This is a genomic window from Pseudosulfitobacter pseudonitzschiae (assembly GCF_900129395.1).
Lineage (GTDB): Bacteria > Pseudomonadota > Alphaproteobacteria > Rhodobacterales > Rhodobacteraceae > Pseudosulfitobacter > Pseudosulfitobacter pseudonitzschiae.
This window is the reverse complement of sequence record NZ_FQVP01000003.1, coordinates 248,508-265,140: the sequence shown is the minus strand read 5'-3', so window position 1 is coordinate 265,140 and position 16,633 is coordinate 248,508. Positions and strand designations below refer to the sequence as shown.

Annotated in this window: 17 protein-coding genes and 1 tRNA gene; 13 read left to right on the top strand and 5 right to left on the bottom strand. The window is 61.4% G+C overall.

Annotation, left to right across the window (positions count from 1 at the left end; all coding sequences use genetic code 11):
- Nucleotides 1-4: 4 nt before the first annotated feature.
- Together BUC08_RS09400 and BUC08_RS09395 are read left to right on the top strand one after the other, a co-directional pair.
- Complete coding sequence (locus BUC08_RS09400) at nucleotides 5-595, top strand: biotin transporter BioY (protein ID WP_037924458.1); 591 nt, start codon at nucleotides 5-7, stop codon at nucleotides 593-595.
- On the top strand, nucleotides 592-1,008 hold the full coding sequence (locus BUC08_RS09395; protein ID WP_037924460.1) for a DUF1284 domain-containing protein: 417 nt from the start codon (nucleotides 592-594) through the stop codon (nucleotides 1,006-1,008). The genes BUC08_RS09400 and BUC08_RS09395 overlap by 4 nt, the downstream gene beginning before the upstream one ends.
- 157 nt (nucleotides 1,009-1,165) lie before the next feature.
- Here BUC08_RS09395 and bla read toward each other — a convergent pair whose 3' ends face one another.
- Nucleotides 1,166-2,047: a class A beta-lactamase gene (gene bla / locus BUC08_RS09390; RefSeq protein ID WP_037924463.1), complete on the bottom strand. Its 882-nt coding sequence runs from the start codon at nucleotides 2,045-2,047 to the stop codon at nucleotides 1,166-1,168.
- A gap of 136 nt (nucleotides 2,048-2,183) precedes the next feature.
- Here bla and BUC08_RS09385 point away from each other — a divergent pair, with 136 nt between their 5' ends.
- Both BUC08_RS09385 and BUC08_RS24310 read left to right on the top strand, forming a co-directional pair.
- The gene (locus tag BUC08_RS09385) at nucleotides 2,184-3,074 is read left to right on the top strand and encodes a LysR family transcriptional regulator (RefSeq protein WP_037924465.1); all 891 of its coding nucleotides are present in this window, start codon (nucleotides 2,184-2,186) and stop codon (nucleotides 3,072-3,074) included.
- A gap of 473 nt (nucleotides 3,075-3,547) precedes the next feature.
- A complete protein-coding gene (locus BUC08_RS24310) occupies nucleotides 3,548-4,570 on the top strand; it encodes a hypothetical protein (RefSeq protein ID WP_143186710.1) in 1,023 nt (340 codons plus the stop codon).
- 246 nt (nucleotides 4,571-4,816) lie between these two features.
- Here BUC08_RS24310 and BUC08_RS09375 read toward each other — a convergent pair.
- The 4 genes from BUC08_RS09375 to BUC08_RS09360 all read right to left on the bottom strand — a co-directional run bounded on the left by BUC08_RS09375 (nucleotide 4,817) and on the right by BUC08_RS09360 (nucleotide 8,539).
- Nucleotides 4,817-4,893: transfer RNA gene (locus tag BUC08_RS09375), tRNA-Arg, on the bottom strand.
- A gap of 89 nt (nucleotides 4,894-4,982) precedes the next feature.
- Nucleotides 4,983-6,368, bottom strand: coding sequence for a sensor histidine kinase (locus tag BUC08_RS09370; RefSeq protein ID WP_037924470.1), 1,386 nt, complete (start codon nucleotides 6,366-6,368; stop codon nucleotides 4,983-4,985).
- 15 nt (nucleotides 6,369-6,383) lie between these two features.
- Nucleotides 6,384-7,802, bottom strand: coding sequence for a dihydrolipoyl dehydrogenase family protein (locus BUC08_RS09365; RefSeq protein ID WP_037924473.1), 1,419 nt, complete (start codon nucleotides 7,800-7,802; stop codon nucleotides 6,384-6,386).
- On the bottom strand, nucleotides 7,799-8,539 hold the full coding sequence (locus BUC08_RS09360) for a TVP38/TMEM64 family protein (protein ID WP_037924476.1): 741 nt from the start codon (nucleotides 8,537-8,539) through the stop codon (nucleotides 7,799-7,801). The genes BUC08_RS09365 and BUC08_RS09360 overlap by 4 nt, the downstream gene beginning before the upstream one ends.
- 305 nt (nucleotides 8,540-8,844) lie before the next feature.
- Here BUC08_RS09360 and rpmH point away from each other — a divergent pair, with 305 nt between their 5' ends.
- The 9 genes from rpmH to argB all read left to right on the top strand — a co-directional run bounded on the left by rpmH (nucleotide 8,845) and on the right by argB (nucleotide 16,454).
- Nucleotides 8,845-8,979, top strand: coding sequence for a 50S ribosomal protein L34 (gene rpmH, locus BUC08_RS09355; protein ID WP_005980833.1), 135 nt, complete (start codon nucleotides 8,845-8,847; stop codon nucleotides 8,977-8,979).
- Nucleotides 8,980-9,002: 23 nt separating this feature from the next.
- A complete protein-coding gene (gene rnpA / locus BUC08_RS09350; protein ID WP_073194196.1) occupies nucleotides 9,003-9,413 on the top strand; it encodes a ribonuclease P protein component in 411 nt (136 codons plus the stop codon).
- A complete protein-coding gene (gene yidD / locus BUC08_RS09345; protein WP_037924483.1) occupies nucleotides 9,410-9,643 on the top strand; it encodes a membrane protein insertion efficiency factor YidD in 234 nt (77 codons plus the stop codon). Before rnpA ends, yidD begins: the two co-directional genes overlap by 4 nt.
- A gap of 41 nt (nucleotides 9,644-9,684) precedes the next feature.
- Nucleotides 9,685-10,578: a tRNA 2-thiocytidine(32) synthetase TtcA gene (ttcA, locus tag BUC08_RS09340; RefSeq protein ID WP_037924485.1), complete on the top strand. Its 894-nt coding sequence runs from the start codon at nucleotides 9,685-9,687 to the stop codon at nucleotides 10,576-10,578.
- Nucleotides 10,579-10,701: 123 nt separating this feature from the next.
- Nucleotides 10,702-12,201, top strand: a complete 1,500-nt coding sequence (locus BUC08_RS09335) for a putative bifunctional diguanylate cyclase/phosphodiesterase (RefSeq protein ID WP_224769699.1) — start codon at nucleotides 10,702-10,704, stop codon at nucleotides 12,199-12,201.
- Nucleotides 12,202-12,328: 127 nt separating this feature from the next.
- Entirely contained in the window at nucleotides 12,329-14,143 is a 1,815-nt protein-coding gene (gene yidC / locus BUC08_RS09330; RefSeq protein ID WP_037924489.1) for a membrane protein insertase YidC, read from the top strand.
- Complete coding sequence (locus BUC08_RS09325) at nucleotides 14,140-14,895, top strand: MOSC domain-containing protein (RefSeq protein ID WP_037924490.1); 756 nt, start codon at nucleotides 14,140-14,142, stop codon at nucleotides 14,893-14,895. The genes yidC and BUC08_RS09325 overlap by 4 nt, the downstream gene beginning before the upstream one ends.
- Entirely contained in the window at nucleotides 14,895-15,545 is a 651-nt protein-coding gene (gene yihA, locus BUC08_RS09320; RefSeq protein ID WP_037924492.1) for a ribosome biogenesis GTP-binding protein YihA/YsxC, read from the top strand. The genes BUC08_RS09325 and yihA overlap by 1 nt, the downstream gene beginning before the upstream one ends.
- Before the next feature lie 48 nt (nucleotides 15,546-15,593).
- Nucleotides 15,594-16,454 (top strand): acetylglutamate kinase, encoded by an 861-nt coding sequence (gene argB, locus BUC08_RS09315; RefSeq protein ID WP_037924495.1) that lies wholly within the window; start codon nucleotides 15,594-15,596, stop codon nucleotides 16,452-16,454.
- Nucleotides 16,455-16,633: the final 179 nt, after the last annotated feature.

Below are 16,633 nucleotides of genomic sequence, written 5' to 3'. Positions count from 1 at the left end.
ACACATGAACTCACCGGCACCTGCGGTCACCCGCAACACGATCACATTGCTCGATGTGCAAAACTTTACGCTGCCCGGAAAACTGGCCGCGGTCCTGTTTGGCACCATCTTCCTCACGCTGTCGTCCTATGTCGAAGTGCCGATGTTCCCGGTCCCGATGACCATGCAGACATTCGCGGTCATGCTTGTCGGTGCCCTGTACGGCTGGCGCCTGGGCGGCGTTACGATTGTCGCCTGGCTGGCTGAAGGCGCGATTGGCTTGCCCGTGCTGGCCGGAGGCGCAGGCGGCGCACAACATTTCCTCGGCGCGACAGGCGGCTATCTTTTTGCCTTCCCGATTGCGGGCATGACTGTCGGTTGGCTGACCGAACGCGGCTGGAACGGCCAACGTGTCTGGCTGTCGGCCCTGGCCATGGCCATCGGCAACGCGATCTGCCTCGTTCTGGGGGCGGCATGGCTTGCCATGCTGATCGGCGCGGAACAGGCGATCATGCTTGGCGTCGTGCCGTTCGTCCTTGGTGGCCTGCTCAAATCGGCCCTCGGCGCGATGACGCTAAAGCTGCTGACGCGCGACGCCAAACCTGTCGCTGAATGACAGTACGCCTGCGCCCGCACCATCTTCTTTGCATCCTGACCTATGTCGGCAAAGGGTACAGCCCCGCGTTCACGGACAATATGACCGCGATTGCGGGGCGACTTTCTGCGGGAGAGCCGGTCGAAATCGTCGAGGGGCCAGATGACATCTGCGCCCCCCGGCAATCAGAAACAAACCCGCATTGTCACGATTGCAGCATTCAGGTGCGCGACCGAAAAGCCGCCAAAGATGTGGGCCGGATACTGAACATCAGCATTGAGAACGGCACAAGGCTGTCACTGCCCCCCTCGTCCCTGATGCAACTGCGCAGGGCCTTTGCACAGGGCCGCATCCGATCCGCCTGCGGTGACTGCCAGTGGGGAGAGATGTGCACCGAGATTTCCGCGAATGCCTATCACGGCGCATTGATCTGAGCGCCGAATTGCAACCACCTGCCTGGCACGCAGGCTCTGGCCGGATCAGTCGGTGCCGGACACCATCGCGCAGCGCCGCACCGACGGTCATTATATGGAAAGACAGCGGACGCAGGTTGATACCGAGGCCCTTTTCGGGGCCCCGGTCGGTGTCACGTCACTGTCCGATGACGGCCCTTATGGCACGACTGATGTCTTGCAAGGCGGCGTTGCGCGTCTCGAAATCCGCATCAATGTCGGAGATGAAGATGGAGACGATCCAGGGTGCGCGGCCATCTGGGATCACCATCGCGACCAGGTTGCGCGTGTGGCTGCCGCTGCCGGACTTGTCATAGATCTGCCAGTCCGCCGGCGCCCCCGCCCGCAGCAGCTTGCCCGTCACGCCGCCATGGCGCATCCAATCCGCCAGTTGTTTGCGTGAATTCTCTGACAGAACGTCGCCCAGCAGCAGGTTGCGCACTGTATCCGCGCTGGCAACCGGGGTTGTGGTGTCACGCGGATCGCCCGGCGTAAATGTGTTCAACTCCGGTTCGAACCGGTCAAGCCTGCTTTCAATGTCCCCAGTGCTGCGGAAGAATTGCGTAATGGCTTGCGGGCCACCCAGGTGTTCGATCAGCAGGTTGGCGGCTGTATTGTCGCTCATGTCGATTGCAGCCAAGCAAAGCGCGGCCATGTTCATGCTCTGGCCAACATGCTGTTCGGTGACAGGCGCATAGGTCACGATATCGCCCTCTGTGACCGGCAACTCGTCAGTCAGCGACAGCGTTCCGGCATCGACCCGGGCCAGCACGGCACCACAAAGCGGCACTTTCACCGTGCTGTTCATCAAAAATTGCTCATCCGGCCTGTTTGCCCAGGTGAAATCCGAACCGGTGTCAACCAGCGCGATACCGATCCGGCCGCCCAGTCTGGCCTCGATCCGGTCGACAGTCTGTTCAAGCTCTCCGACAGGTGTCTGTGCGAAGCTCGCGGCGGCCATGGACACGCCAAGGACGATCCCTGCCACGGTGCGCGACAAGGTGGAATTGCGGGTCTGCATAAGATCTTCCTTTGTTTCTATGCACCTGACGCCATGCAGGACGGCATCAGTTGATTTCATGGCAAACGTATATTTCGGCTTGAACAGCCCCGGCAAACGACAAATATTATGGCACACCATTAGCTGAGGTATTGCCGTGGATCGACCCGATTTGCCACTGAACGCCCTTCGGGTGTTCGAAGTCGCCACGCGTCAAGGCAGCTTTACCAAAGCTGCAATCGAACTGCGCGTCACGCAGGCTGCTGTCAGCCACCAGATCGCGCGGCTGGAGGATCTGCTGGGCGTCACACTGTTCTTGCGGACCTCGCAGGGGTTGGTGACGACTGACGAAGGTCTGCTGCTCTTCCCCGTCCTGGAACATGGTTTCGATGCCATGGCGCGCGCGCTCGACGGCCTTGGGGGGCGTCGCAATATCGAAGTGCTGAAGGTCGGCGCAAACACGACGTTCGCGCTCGGCTGGCTGATGCCGCGCCTGACAGCGTTTCGTCAGGCGCACCCCGAGATCGACATCAGGATTTCGACAAACAACAATCGCGTCGAGATTCTGCGCGAGGGATTGGACATGGCGATCCGTTTCGGCACCGGCGGCTGGTCGGGCCATGAAGCGATTGGCCTGATGGATGCCCCGCTGTCGCCCCTCTGCGCACCGGACCTGGCAAAGCGACTGCTCCATCCGGCAGACCTTGGCCAGATGACGCTGCTACGAAGTTACCGCAGCGCAGAATGGCCTGGCTGGTTCGAGGTCGCGGGCGCCGCCTGCCCTCCGGTTTCCGGGCCGGTGCTGGACAGCTCCATCGCACTCGCGGAACTGGCGGCCTCCGGCGCTGGCGTGGCACTCCTGCCTGTCTCTATGTTCAGTCAATACATTGCGCAGGGACGATTGGTTCAGCCCTTTGGAATCACAGTCTCGGCGGGCCGCTACTATCTTGCCTGGCCATCCGATCGCCCCGTCACGCGGGCAATGGGCACGTTTTCAAAGTGGATATCAGGTCAAAGCCCCGAAGAAACGGGACCGTGTTCCGCCTGATCATGGGATAAACGGAGACGGACAAGGGGCGCTCCGGCCCATTGGCTTTGATCGGCACAGTGGTCAGGACCCGGACGTTCCCTGCGTGTGCGAGGTTGCGGCGACTTTTGCCGTCACGATAACCGTCCTGCGCTCGCAAAGGCGCAAGGCGAAGCGAAACAGCATCTGGCCGCCGGTCCGCGCGAAAGGAAGATAGCCGAAAAGGTCGCTCAGGTTTCCAGAGCGACCTTCCGAAGTTTCAACCGGTGCAGGCCAACTCGTTATGAATGAGGGCGCCTTAGGGGGCAGGTCACTGGCAAAGGTAATAAACTAAGACCCTCAAACTGGGAGTGCTCAATCCAATCGTCAGACCGATAGAAGAAGATCATTGCCAAAAGACCTGCTTCTGCGGCAATGTTCTATCAATTTTTAATCAATAGAAGTCGCAGCAACTCTGCTTGGTTACATGCTGATTGGTTGATGAGGTACTCTATATGGATATTCGACGATGGTTTCTTGGAGGCACGGCAGCAATTTTGGCATTACCATTCGCTGCACACGCTGAGCAAATTCCTGATACAGAATTCGGCTACGGAAACTGGGCGGGCGCTGCCTATACTTACGACGAAACCGGCGAGTTCTCACATTGCGTTGTGTCGGCTCCTTTCTTATCCGGAGACACATTATTTCTCTCCGTGACACGTGGTGCGACAGTGATTGTTGGGGTTTCCAACCCATCTTTCCGCTTTAGCGAAAGGGAAACGTTTCCAGTTACAGTAAGCGTTGATCGGGGAGCCCAGTTTTATGCTCGTGCTACTGCAACCAGTAGCGATACTATCTTCTTAGAAATTAATGATTTTGAACGTGCGATGGACGCGATCCAACGCGGGCTGGTCTTGAAAGTGCAAAGCGAACGGATGACCGGGACATACAGCCTCAAAGGCACTATGCGTGCGCTAGCGAGCGCCCGCAAGTGCGCATACCAAAACTACCAGTATGTCTCCAGCGCCCCACAACAACCATCCGAATATGCGCATGAAGTTGACAAGACACCGCTATTTCAAGTTGCGACTCAGATGATCACTGCGGTTGAGGCCGTTGATTTCCGGTACTTGAGCGACGACGAGATCAAGGAAATGGGCTTTCAAGATGGGGTTTTTTGGTTTTCAGAAAATTTGGACATTTTAGGTGGAACAATGAACTTAAATGCTCCCGATGGGAACTTACGAGAGACGGACCCCAGCGATATCAGTTTTATGAACAGTCTGTGCAGTGGAGATTTTGCATCAAAAACACGTGCCGTTGATACCGCGGAGGTAGACCAACGAGAACTGCATGGGTACTGCATCGAGGGTGATAGGCGGTTGGAAATGATTGCGCTAAAGACCCGCTTCGGCACCCGCGTACTTTATAATATATTGCTTTTCGGACCAAACTCAACGCAAGAGACAACCGAGCGAGAAGAGGTCACGGGAAACATCGCTTTGCACGCAGCTCGCTTTGTGAACTCTGAATAATCACAAGAAACGCTGTGAAAATGGCCGAATCGGTTGAATCGCCAATCTGGACTCCGCCCCGAGTTTTTACTGACCAGTTCCGCAATTGAGGCGGCAACTGCTCTGCACAGCAAATGAGAGGCTGCTGAATGATCAATTTTCGGCGCGCCCACCCAAATAGTTCAATCCAAAAATTGTAGGTGTCTTGGGAGGAAACCCAGTTAAAAAAGGATTTCCACTTATTTACAGCACATTAAAAGGTGGTAGTGGCGGACCGAGGAGGATTCGAACCCCCGACCCCTTGATTCGTAGTCAAGTACTCTATCCAGCTGAGCTATCGGTCCACTGTTCGGCGGTTTAGTCGGAGTGGCGGATGGGCGCAAGCCCATATCCGCGATTTATGTCAGGAAAATTACATGACCCCGTTTCGCGGCTAAAGCGCGCCGTCGCCCTTGGGCAGGCAGATCGAAAACGTCGACCCGTCCGGGCCGCTGTGCAGCAAGGTCAACGTACCGCCGTGACCGCGGATCAATTCGTGGCTGATGGCCAGCCCCAGACCCGTACCGCCCTTTCGCGTGCCCCCCTGGAACGCCACGAACAAATGTTCGCGTGCCTTGGGCGGCAGGCCGGGGCCGGTGTCGGCCACCTCGATCCACCAGGCGTCGGCATCCTCGCGGGCCGAAACGGCGATTTCGCCGGGCTGGCCCGAGGCGACAATCGCCTGACGTGCGTTGCGCACCAGGTTGGACAGCACGCGGTACAGCTGTTCGGGGTCCGCGCGCAGGGTCAGCATCGCGGGAATGTCTTCGGCAAAGCTCAGGTCGTAATTGTCCACCGCCAGCCGTTCGGCCTCGATCACGTCCGACACGGTTTCGGCCAGCTGCACCCGTGACAGCGTCGGTCCCGGCTCCTCGGCCTTGCCAAAGGCCAGCGTGCTTTCGCACAGGTGCACGGCGCGGGTGATCGACCCCACCAGCTTGGGCGCCAGCCGCTTGACCAGCGGGTCGTCCGACCCTTCGATCCGGTCCACAAAAAGCTGCGCCGATGTCAGGATATTGCGCAAGTCGTGGCTGATCTTGCTGACCGCCCCGCCCAGCTGCGCCAACCGCTCTTTCTGGCGCAGCGCCTGCGTCAGCTCGGTTTCCAGCGATTGCAGCGCGGTTTCCGCCTCGCGCAGCTCGCGGATGCCCGCCCCCGGCGTGATGATCCGGCGCGAATCCTCGGGCGCTTCGGCATAGTTCAGCATGTGCCCCACCACCCGCTTGATCGGTTTGACCAGAAACACCCGCACCGCCAGGAACAACATCAGCGCCGTGATGACAGAGATCACCGCCGACAAAACCAGAATCCGCGCGCCATAGTCGATCATCGCCGTGCGCAGCGGCACCGCGTCCATCGTCACCTCGATCAGCAGACCGGCGTCGCGCACCGGCGCGCCGATGACGCGGATCACCTCCTGATCCGCATCCACCAGCCGGACCAGCGCGTCCCGGATCAGCGTCATCGCCGTGGCATCGCGCAGATCGAACGTGGCCGAGATCGGGTGCGGCATCGGTGACGACAGCATCAGCTGGCGCACCTCGTCCCGGCGCAGAACCACGTTGAACACGCCCGCGTTCTCAAGCAGTTCCTTCTCCAGGTCGGGGTTCAGCATGTCGTCCGCCAGCAGCGCCAGCGACGCAATCTGCGCCCGTTCCAGATGCGCCAGCAGATAGTCCTCGCGGAAACGCGCAATCGAGGGCACAAAGATCAACACCTCGGCCAGCATCACAAAGATGGTGGTCAGGATCAGAAATCGGCCGGACAGTGAATTCAACATTGCATCTTTACGGTGTCAGGGAATGAATCGCTGGACAAGTCCGACGACGGTCTTGACCAGTTTACTGTCAAACAGACGCGGACTGAAATAGGCGCCCGCCGCACGTTTGTTGACCTCGCCGATGGTCGGATAGGGCGACACCATGGCGGCGATCTGGCTCATTTTCATGTTGTTGGCCAGCACCATGGCCCACAGGTTGATCAACTCGCCCGCCTGGTGGCCAACGATGGACGCCCCCACGGGCCGCCCCTTGACCACCATCACCTTGATAAAGCCGCGGCTCTCGCGTTCGGCAATGGCGCGGTCGTTGTGGTGATAGTCGAACCGCACCACCTCCAGCTTGTTGCCATGTGCCTCGCGCGCCTGGGCCTCGGTCAGGCCGACCTGCGCCAGCTCGGGGTCGGTGTAGGTGGCCCAGGGAATATGCGCCGTCTTGGCCTTGGACGGCAGGCAGAACAGCAGCGACCGGATGATGACACCCGCATGGTAGCCCGCCACATGGGTGAACTGCATCCCGCCCGCCACATCGCCGATGGCATAGACGCGACGGTTGCTGGTGCGCAGGCTGTCGTCCACTTTCACGCCGCGCTTGGTGGTCTCGATCCCCGCAGCCTCAAGGTTCAGCCGGTCGGTGTTGGTCTTGCGCCCCACCGCCATCAACAGGTGAGAGCCGTGGAAGCTGCGCCCGTCTTCGGTTTCGATGGTAATATCGCCGGCGCTGCCACTGATCCGCGACGCCTTGGCGTTCTCGGCAATCTCGACACCTTCGTCCTTCAGCGATTGCAGCACCACCTGCGCCAGCTCGGGATCATCCTTGCCCAGCGCGGTGTCGCCTTCGACCACGGTGACCTTGCAGCCCAGTCGCACATGCGCCTGCGCCATTTCCATCCCGATGGGACCACCGCCGACAATCAACAAATGCTCTGGCCGCGTGCGCAGATCGAACAGGGTCTCGTTGGTCTCGAACGGCACGCTGTCCAGCCCGTCGATCGGCGGCACCAGCGGCGACGACCCCGTGGCAATCACGATCCGGCGCGCGGTGATCTCCACGTCACCCGCCTGTACCGTGTGCGGACCAGTGAAACGGCCCCATTCGCGGATCACCCGCACGCCCAGCCCCTCGAACCGTTCGACACTGTCCACCGGGGCGATCTGGGCGATCACATCGGCCACATGTTCCATCACGGCGGCATAGTCCACCGTGCCGGGCGCATCAGCCACCCCGAATTGCGCGCTGTTCCGTTGCCCGTGGGCTGCCTTGGCCGCCGCGATCAGCGCCTTGGACGGCACGCAGCCGTAGTTCAGGCAATCGCCGCCCATCTTGTGCCCTTCCAACAGGGTCACATCCGCGCCCATCTGCACGGCCCCCGCCGCGACCGACAGCCCACCCGAGCCTGCGCCAATAATCAGAATGTCGGTCTTGATACGTGTCATGTCAGAACGTCTTTCTTGCCGGTTACGGCTTTGTAAAGGACAGGCAGCAACGCCAGCGCCACCAGCCCCAGAAGCGGAAACAGGATGTGTGGTGCAAAGATAATGCCCAAGTCCGGCGTTTCACCCCGTGCGAACACTTCGCCCAGCCCGGCCCCCACCGACGTATAGACGACCGCGCCCGGCATGATGCCGAAAAACGTCGACACCACGTAACGGTACAGCGGCACCTGCATGAACGCAGGCACCAGGTTGGCCACGAAGAACGGCACCGCAGGCACCAGCCGGATCAGGAACAGCATCGACCACTGGTTCTGATCAATCCCGTCCTTGATGCGTTTGACCACGCCTTTGCTGTTCTCCAGTTTTGCACCCAGCTGCGCGCCCAGCCCGTGCCGTGCCGCCAGAAAGATCAGCGTGGCCCCAAGGGTGGCCGCCGTGACGTTGAACACCGACCCCAGCACGGTGCCGAACAGAAACCCGCCCGTCAGCGTCGCAATCGTTGCCCCCGGCAGCGAAAACGCCACGACCAGAACATAAGCCCCGACAAAGCCCAGCGCCGTCAGCGCGAAATGCGCGTCCCGAAAGTCCAGCAGCGCCGCGCGGTTGTCGCGCAGGGTGTCGAAACTCAGGTAATCGCGCAGGGTGAACGCCCCCACCGCCGCCACCAGCAGGATCGTGACCAGCGGCAAACGGCGCAGCAGCGCGGATGTTTCGGATTTGGTCGGGTCTTGGGGCATGGATCAGGCGGCCTTTGGCATTTATGTGCGTTTGGTGTAACCTATAGGTACGGGCGCGCCGATGGCTGTAACAGTCTGGTCACGCGCGGGTGATCGCCGGTGACTGTTTCGGACCCATTTCCACCCTATCGGCGTGGTTTTGAAACATTAAAACCGCCACAGCCCCGCGAATGTTGCACCTTGGGGCATGATTTGTCCGTTTGAGGGTTTGACTTGCCCCCCTACGGCGGTTAGAGGACGGGCCTTGAACATATTCCGGGCACAGCGATTCCGCGCAGCCCATCCGAAAAGACGGAGACGGAGCGATGAAACGCACCTATCAACCAAGCAACCTCGTGCGCAAACGGCGCCACGGTTTCCGCGCGCGCATGGCGACAAAAGCAGGTCGCAAGATCCTGAACGCCCGTCGCGCACGTGGCCGGAAGTCGCTGAGCGCGTAAGCGCCCCGCGTCACGGTATCTACATGACCCCGCCGGAGGCCCCCGCAGACAGCGCTCGCGCTGGATCGGACCAGCCTCGGGCGGGTTTGTCACGTTTAACGTCCCTCAAAAGCGACCAGATCCTGAAAAACCGCGCCGATTTCCTGCGCGCGTCGCGTGGCCCCCGTGTGGTCACGCCCGGCTTTGTGCTGCAAATCCGCAGCCGTGACGATGATGCGCCCCTGCGTGTGGGGTTCACCTGTTCGAAAAAGGTCGGCAATGCCGTCGCCCGCAACCGGGCCAAGCGCCGCCTGCGCGAAATCGCGCGGCTGGAACTGCCCGCCCACGGCACCCCTGGCACCGATTACGTGTTGATCGGCCGCCACCAGGTCACCGCCACCCGCGATTTCGAACAGATGCGCGCCGACCTGCGTGCCGCCCTGTCGCGCAAATGACCCCGCTGGCCCATCTGGTCGCCCTGCCCGTGCGCGCCTATCGGCTGGTGTTCTCGCCCTGGGTCGGGTTCAACTGCCGCTATCAACCCACATGCAGCGCCTACGCCATGGAAGCGCTGGAAAAACACGGTGCCCTGCGCGGCAGCCTGCTGGCCGCCCGCCGCATTGGCCGTTGCCACCCCTGGGGCGGCGACGGATACGACCCCGTCCCCGACCACACCCACGACTGACCCCACTGGCTTTGCCGGCCGCATAAGAGTATTCAGCCCCCATGCGTGACGAGATTTCAGAAATCCATGCCCTGTTCGAAGGCGCCCCCGAAACCACCGAGTTTCGCAAGCTGCGCAAGCGCATCGTGCGCTATACCCGCGAGGCGATCGAACAATACGGCATGATTGAAGCGGGCGCGCACGAACCCGGCGCCAAACGGCAAAAGTGGCTGGTGTGCCTCTCGGGCGGCAAGGACAGCTATACCCTGCTGGCTGTGCTGCACGAATTGCAATGGCGCGGCCTGCTGCCCGTGGACCTGCTGGCGTGCAACCTGGATCAGGGGCAACCGAACTTTCCCGCGACCGTCCTGCCCGAGTTTCTGGAACGCATGGGCGTGCCGCATCGCATCGAATATCAGGACACCTACAGTATCGTCGTCGACAAGGTGCCCGCCGGTCGCACGTTCTGCGCGCTCTGTTCGCGCCTGCGCCGGGGCAACCTGTATCGCATCGCCCGCGAGGAAGGATGCAGCGCCGTGGTGCTGGGCCACCACCGCGACGATATATTAGAGACATTCTTCATGAACCTGTTTCATGGGGGCCGGCTGGCGACGATGCCGCCGAAACTTGTGAACGAAGAAGGCGACCTGTTCCTTTATCGCCCGCTGGCCCACGTGGCCGAGGCGGATTGCGAGAAATTCGCCCGCCTGATGAACTACCCGATTATCCCCTGCGACCTGTGCGGCAGCCAGGATGGCCTGCAACGTCAACAGGTCAAACAGATTCTCGACGGCTGGGAGGCCAACAGCCCCGGCCGCCGCCAGGTGATGTTCCGCGCGCTGATGAACGCGCGTCCGTCGCATTTGCTGGACCCGAAGCTGTTCGATTTCGCGGGCCTGATGCTGAAACCTGAAAAATTTGAACCAAATTCAGACGGAATTCCCGACCTGCGTTAACCTCGGCGTCACATCCTTCGCAGCATTCTGCTGGTGCTCATTGTACCTGCGCGTGTTCTTCGAGGGATTTTCATGGCCAAACGCCGATCACGATTTTTAACCCGATTGCGTGAAGATCTGCGGATGGTTTTCTACGGTCCGCAGGCGCTGGCTTTCCTGTCGGCGGTGATGCTGGCCGCCTATTGGTGGGGTGGGGAAACGGTGTTCGTCGGCATCGGGATCATCGTGCCGATGCTGCTGTTGACGTTGCATTCCTCGGGCGGGGGCGGCGTGGACGCCATGCGCGATCCGACCACCGGCGTGCTGCAACGTGGCCATTTCGACGAGATGGTCGCGCGCATCTGGCAGACCGCGCAGGAACAACAACTGTCGTCCGCCGTGCTGATGCTGGAGCTGGACGATTTTGAAAGCCTCATCAACCAGCACGGACAGACCGCCGCCGACACGGTGGCCGCGCGGGTGACGCAACGGATTGTCACCGCCCTGCGCGACGATGACGTTGTGACGCGGACCGGCGATGCCCGCTTTGCCATCTGCTGTGCGCCCTCGTCGCGGTTCGACCTTGAAACCTGTATCCAGATGGCAGGCCGCATTCAGTCCGCCATTGAAGAGCCGATCGCGGTGGATGGCACCACCGTTTACATGTCCTGCGCCGTGGGCTTTTGCCTGAACGCCCGCGTCCCCGAACCCGGCAGCATTCCGTGGATGACCGCGGCACGCACGGCTTTGGTCGAGGCGCGCAGGCGCGGTCCCTCGACGATCCGCGCCTTTTCCCATGAGATGCAGATTGCCACCACCGCCCGCACCGCCCTGCGCGAGGAAGCGGCCCTTGCCCTGGAAAGCGGTCATATCCAGCCATGGTATCAGCCGCAGATTTCCACGGACACCGGCAGGGTTTCAGGGTTCGAGGCGCTGGCGCGCTGGGTCCATCCCGAACGGGGCGTGATCCCCCCGGCCGAATTCCTGCCTGCGCTGGAACAGGCCGGCCTGCTGGAACGCCTGTCCGAGGTGATGATGTACCACACCTTTACCGCGCTCAAGGCATGGGAGGCCGCAGGCGAGCTTGTGCCACAGGTGGGCGTGAACTTTTCGGGCAGCGAATTGCGCAACCCCCATCTGGTGGAAAAGATCACATGGGAACTGGACCGCTTTGACCTGGCCCCCGACCGGCTGGCGGTCGAGGTGCTGGAAACCGTGGTGACCGCCGCCCCCGATGATGTGGTCTGTCGCAACCTGGGCGGACTGGGCAAGCTGGGGTGCCGGATTGACCTGGACGATTTCGGCACTGGCAATGCGTCGATTGCGGCGATCCGGCGGTTTTCCGTCAGCCGGATCAAGATCGACCGCAGTTTCGTGATGAAATCGGACCGCGACCCGGAACAACAGCGGATGATCAGCGCCATCCTGACCATGGCCGAACGGTTGCAGGTCGAAACGCTGGCCGAAGGGGTCGAGACGGCTGGCGAACACGCGCTGCTGGCGCAGTTGGGCTGTGATCATGTGCAGGGCTTTGGCATCTGCCGCCCCATCCCCTTTGACCAGACCCTGAACTGGATACGCAGCCACAATGCCAAGCTTGCGGACGCGCCCGCGATCAGCGGCAGACGGGGTTCGCCCCTGTGAAACAGGGTCCTGCCTGCGCGGATAAGGCGCAGCGGGTCAGCGCCCGCGTCCCCGAATCCGCTTGACCTTTGGGTCCCATCTCTGTTGAACCCTGCGTGATATACAAATTGCGCAGGTGCCTGTCCCTATGGACGATCAGAACAAGAACCTCATTCTTGCAACAGCTCTCAGCTTCGTCGTGATCCTTGTCTGGTTCGTGGCGTTTCCTCCGCCCGAACCCGATCCGGCGACAGAAACTCCGACCGAGCAGGTCCAGGGCACTGACGGCACCGCAACCGTACCTGCCGGCACCGCGAACCAGCCGGACGCCGCCGCGCCAGTGACACAAGCCCCCGTCGCTGCCGTGGAAGCGCCGCGCATCCAGATCGACACCGCCCGCCTGGACGGCTCGATCTCGCTGGCTGGTGGCCGTCTCGATCAGCTGCGCCTGAAAGATTACCACGTCACCATCGAACCCGATTCCGAGACCGTCACCATGCTGGCCCCCGTCGGTTCGCCCGATGCCTATTATGCGCTGCAAGGCTGGGCCCCCGCCGGCGACCTGCCCGCCGATGCGGTGCCCGGCCCGTCGACCGAATGGACGCAAGTGGGCACAGGCGCGCTGACCGTCGACACGCCCGTGACGCTGGAATGGGACAACGGCAACGGCCTGGTCTTCCGCCGCGAGATTTCGGTGGACAACGAATATATGTTCAACATCGTCCAGACCCTGAGCAACAACAGCGACACCGCCGTGCGCGCAGCCCCCTATGGCATGGTCGTACGCCATGGTGAGCCGTCGGGCCTGAAGAAATTCTTCATCCTGCACGAAGGCGCGGTTGGCATGGCCAACGGCGAGCTGACAGAGACCAAATGGGACGAAATCCCCGATGCCGACGTCGACCCCGCATGGGGCCGCCCCGCCATCGTGACCAAGGACGTCACCGAAGGCTGGATCGGTTTTTCGGACCACTACTGGCAGACGATCCTGATCCCCGAGACCGGCACAACCTTTGACCAGGCGCTGACCTATGACCAGGCCGCCAACGTCTACCGTGCCGTTACGCGCCTGCCCACACGCACCGTCGAGCCGGGCCAGACCGTCACCAGCGACACGCAGATGTTCGCAGGCCCCAAGGAATGGGAAGTGCTGCAAGCCTATCAAAAGGCAGGCATCAGCGGCTTTGTCGACAGCATCGACTGGGGCTGGTTCTTCTTCCTGACCAAACCGATTTTCTGGCTGCTGCACGAGTTGCACAAGCTGATCGGCAACATGGGCCTGTCGATCATCACCCTGACGCTGATCATCAAGGCAGTGCTGTTCCCGCTGGCCTACAAATCCTACGTCTCGATGGCGCGCATGAAAGAATTGCAGCCCGAGATGGAAAAGCTGAAGGCGGACGCCGGTGACGACCGTCAGAAAATGCAGCAGGGCATGATGGAGCTGTACAAGAAGAACAAGGTGAACCCCGCCGCAGGCTGTCTGCCAATCCTGTTGCAGATCCCGATCTTCTTCTCGCTCTACAAGGTGATCTTTGTCACCATCGAACTGCGGCACGCGCCCTTCTTTGGCCCCTTCCAGGACCTCAGCGCACCGGACCCCACGTCGATCTTCAACCTGTTCGGCCTGCTGCCCTGGGGTGTCCCCGAGGCCGGGTCGATGATGGCGCTGATCTTTATCGGTATCCTGCCGCTGCTGCTGGGCATCTCGATGTTCCTGCAACAGAAACTGAACCCCGCCCCCACGGACGCCACGCAACAGATGATCTTTGCCTGGATGCCATGGGTGTTCATGTTCATGCTGGGTGGTTTCGCCAGCGGCCTGGTGGTCTACTGGATCGCGAACAACACGATCACCTTCACGCAACAGTACCTGATCATGCGCTCGCAGGGGTACACGCCTGACATCCTTGGCAACATCAAGGGCGGCTTCAAACGCACGCCCAAGGATTCCAAAAAATGATCACGGTCACGGCCCTTTGGCGCCATCCCATCAAAAGTCACGGGCGCGAGGCGATCAAATCGGTCACCCTCGCCCCCGGCCAGACGATGCCGTGGGACCGCACATGGGCCGTGACCCACGACAAGACAAAGTTCGACGCGCAGGACCCCGAATGGGTGGCCTGCCGCAACTTTATGCTGGGCACGCTGACGCCCAAGCTGGCGGGCCTGTGGGCCAAGCTGGACGAGGAGACGCGCACCATCACGCTGAGCCATGTCGATCTGGGCAGCCTGACCTTTCGCCCTGACGATGCGGACGATGTGCAGCGGTTCATCTCATGGGTCACACCGCTGTGCCCTGAGGACCGGTTGCTGCCCGACGGGATCGCAAGCGTGCCGGAACGCGGCATGACCGACAGCGCCTTTCCCTCCATCTCGGTGATGAACACAGCCTCGCATGCCGCCGTCCAGGATGTGCTGAACCAGCCGCTGGAAACAGAACGCTGGCGGGGCAACATCTGGCTGGACGGGTTGGACGCATGGGCCGAATTCGACTGGATCGACCGCGACATCGCCATTGGCGACACCGTGCTGCACGTGCGCGAGCGGATCAAACGGTGTATGCACACCGCAGCGAACCCGCACAACGGTGTCCGTGACGCCGACACACTGGGCGCCTTGCGCGGGCAGTTCGGCCATCAGGATTTCGGCATCTATGCCGAGGTCACCAAGGGCGGCAATATTTCTCTGGGCGACAAGGTCGAGGTTCTGTGATGCAGGTCAATTTCAAGCTGGCAGAAGAGCCGGACCCCCAGACCGCCGAAAAGGGCCGCCTGCTGTTCGCGGGCGAAACCGTCTTCGTCAAAGGCGTGGTGGCCATGTCCGGCCTGCCCGATCCCGACCGTATGGAAGTCTGCTTTGCCGGCCGGTCCAACGTGGGCAAATCCAGCCTGATCAATGCGCTGACCGGCACCAAGGCGCTGGCGCGGGCCTCGAACACGCCGGGGCGGACGCAAGAGATCAACTTTTTCACCGCCGGGGATGATCTGTATCTGGTCGACCTTCCCGGCTATGGCTATGCCAACGCGCCCTTGCAGATGGTCGAGAAATGGCAGCGGCTGCTGAAACAGTACCTTGGCGGCCGGCAAACCCTGCGCCGCGCCTTTGTGCTGGTGGACGCGCGCCACGGCATCAAGAAGGTCGATGACGAGATCATGTCGCTGCTGGACAGTTCCGCCGTGACATTTCAGGTGATCCTGACCAAGGCCGACAAGGTCAAGGAAGCCCAGCGCGACGCGATCATCGAACAGGTGCGCGGCGCATTGGCCAAACACCCCGCCGCCTATCCCGAGATTGTCGTGACCAGCAGCGAAAAAGGTTGGGGCATCCCCACCCTGCGTGCGCTGATCTCCACGCTGGAATAACTTGAAGGTGCCGCAGCCTTTGTCGATAAAAGGCCACGAGGGACGCATATGAGAAAGCAAGATATGAACCGCGACTGGATCGCCACAGCCCGTACACTCAGCCAGGCCCTGCCCTATATGCAGCGGTATTCCGGCGCGCGCGTGGTGATTAAGCTGGGCGGTCACGCCATGGGCAGCGACGAGGCGATGGCGACATTTGCCGCCGACGTGGTCCTGATGCGTCAGGTCGGCGTGAACCCCGTGATCGTCCACGGTGGCGGGCCGATGATCAACGCCATGCTGGAAAAGCTGGACATCAAGTCCGAGTTCGTGAACGGCAAGCGTGTCACCGACAAGGCGACGATGGACGTGGTCGAAATGGTCCTGTCCGGCCTGGTCAACAAACGCATCGTTCAGGCGATCAATGCCCAGGGCGGACGTGCGGTGGGCCTGTCGGGCAAGGATGCGAACCTGATCGAATGTATCCCCACCGACCCCGCGCTGGGTCTGGTCGGCACACCGAACAAGATGGACCCGCGCATTCTGGAAACCCTGTTTGCGCAGGAAATGATTCCGGTCATCGCGCCGCTGGGCTCGGGCGCCAATGGCGAGACATACAACATCAACGGCGACACGGCGGCGGGGGCCATTGCCGGTGCGCTCAAGGCCGACCGGCTGCTGTTGCTGACAGACGTGTCCGGTGTGAAGAACGCCGAAGGCGAGGTCGTGACCGAAATGACCGCGGCACAGATCCGCGAGATGACTGCCGACGGCACCATTGCGGGCGGCATGATTCCCAAAACCGAAACCGCGCTGGACGCCATCGCGTCGGGCGTGCGGGCGGTCGTGATCCTCGACGGGCGGGCACCCAATGCCTGTCTGCTGGAGCTGTTCACGGACCACGGCGCGGGCAGCATCATTCGCCGCTGACATCCGTCCCTGACTGTCGTCAGTCGTGCAAAGCTGACCCGGTTGCCAAACATATTTGACCGAACCGGACCTTCGGTCTAATCTGCGTCAACGTCTGGTGAGCGGACTTTCCTGCCGTTTGAAATGTAGTGCTAAGCCGCGCATCGTCGGGCCGTGGTGCGGCGATCCGACTTCTGTGA

Excerpts from the sequence above, each read along its gene's own strand:
- BUC08_RS09400 (WP_037924458.1), top strand. The coding sequence starts at position 5 with ATGAACTCACCGGCACCTGCGGTCACCCGCAACACGATCACATTGCTC.
- BUC08_RS09395 (WP_037924460.1), top strand. The coding sequence starts at position 592 with ATGACAGTACGCCTGCGCCCGCACCATCTTCTTTGCATCCTGACCTAT.
- bla (WP_037924463.1), bottom strand. The coding sequence starts at position 2,047 with ATGCAGACCCGCAATTCCACCTTGTCGCGCACCGTGGCAGGGATCGTC.
- BUC08_RS24310 (WP_143186710.1), top strand. The coding sequence starts at position 3,548 with ATGGATATTCGACGATGGTTTCTTGGAGGCACGGCAGCAATTTTGGCA.
- BUC08_RS09370 (WP_037924470.1), bottom strand. The coding sequence starts at position 6,368 with ATGTTGAATTCACTGTCCGGCCGATTTCTGATCCTGACCACCATCTTT.
- BUC08_RS09365 (WP_037924473.1), bottom strand. The coding sequence starts at position 7,802 with ATGACACGTATCAAGACCGACATTCTGATTATTGGCGCAGGCTCGGGT.
- BUC08_RS09360 (WP_037924476.1), bottom strand. The coding sequence starts at position 8,539 with ATGCCCCAAGACCCGACCAAATCCGAAACATCCGCGCTGCTGCGCCGT.
- rpmH (WP_005980833.1), top strand. The coding sequence starts at position 8,845 with ATGAAACGCACCTATCAACCAAGCAACCTCGTGCGCAAACGGCGCCAC.
- rnpA (WP_073194196.1), top strand. The coding sequence starts at position 9,003 with ATGACCCCGCCGGAGGCCCCCGCAGACAGCGCTCGCGCTGGATCGGAC.
- yidD (WP_037924483.1), top strand. The coding sequence starts at position 9,410 with ATGACCCCGCTGGCCCATCTGGTCGCCCTGCCCGTGCGCGCCTATCGG.
- ttcA (WP_037924485.1), top strand. The coding sequence starts at position 9,685 with ATGCGTGACGAGATTTCAGAAATCCATGCCCTGTTCGAAGGCGCCCCC.
- BUC08_RS09335 (WP_224769699.1), top strand. The coding sequence starts at position 10,702 with ATGGTTTTCTACGGTCCGCAGGCGCTGGCTTTCCTGTCGGCGGTGATG.
- yidC (WP_037924489.1), top strand. The coding sequence starts at position 12,329 with ATGGACGATCAGAACAAGAACCTCATTCTTGCAACAGCTCTCAGCTTC.
- BUC08_RS09325 (WP_037924490.1), top strand. The coding sequence starts at position 14,140 with ATGATCACGGTCACGGCCCTTTGGCGCCATCCCATCAAAAGTCACGGG.
- yihA (WP_037924492.1), top strand. The coding sequence starts at position 14,895 with ATGCAGGTCAATTTCAAGCTGGCAGAAGAGCCGGACCCCCAGACCGCC.
- argB (WP_037924495.1), top strand. The coding sequence starts at position 15,594 with ATGAGAAAGCAAGATATGAACCGCGACTGGATCGCCACAGCCCGTACA.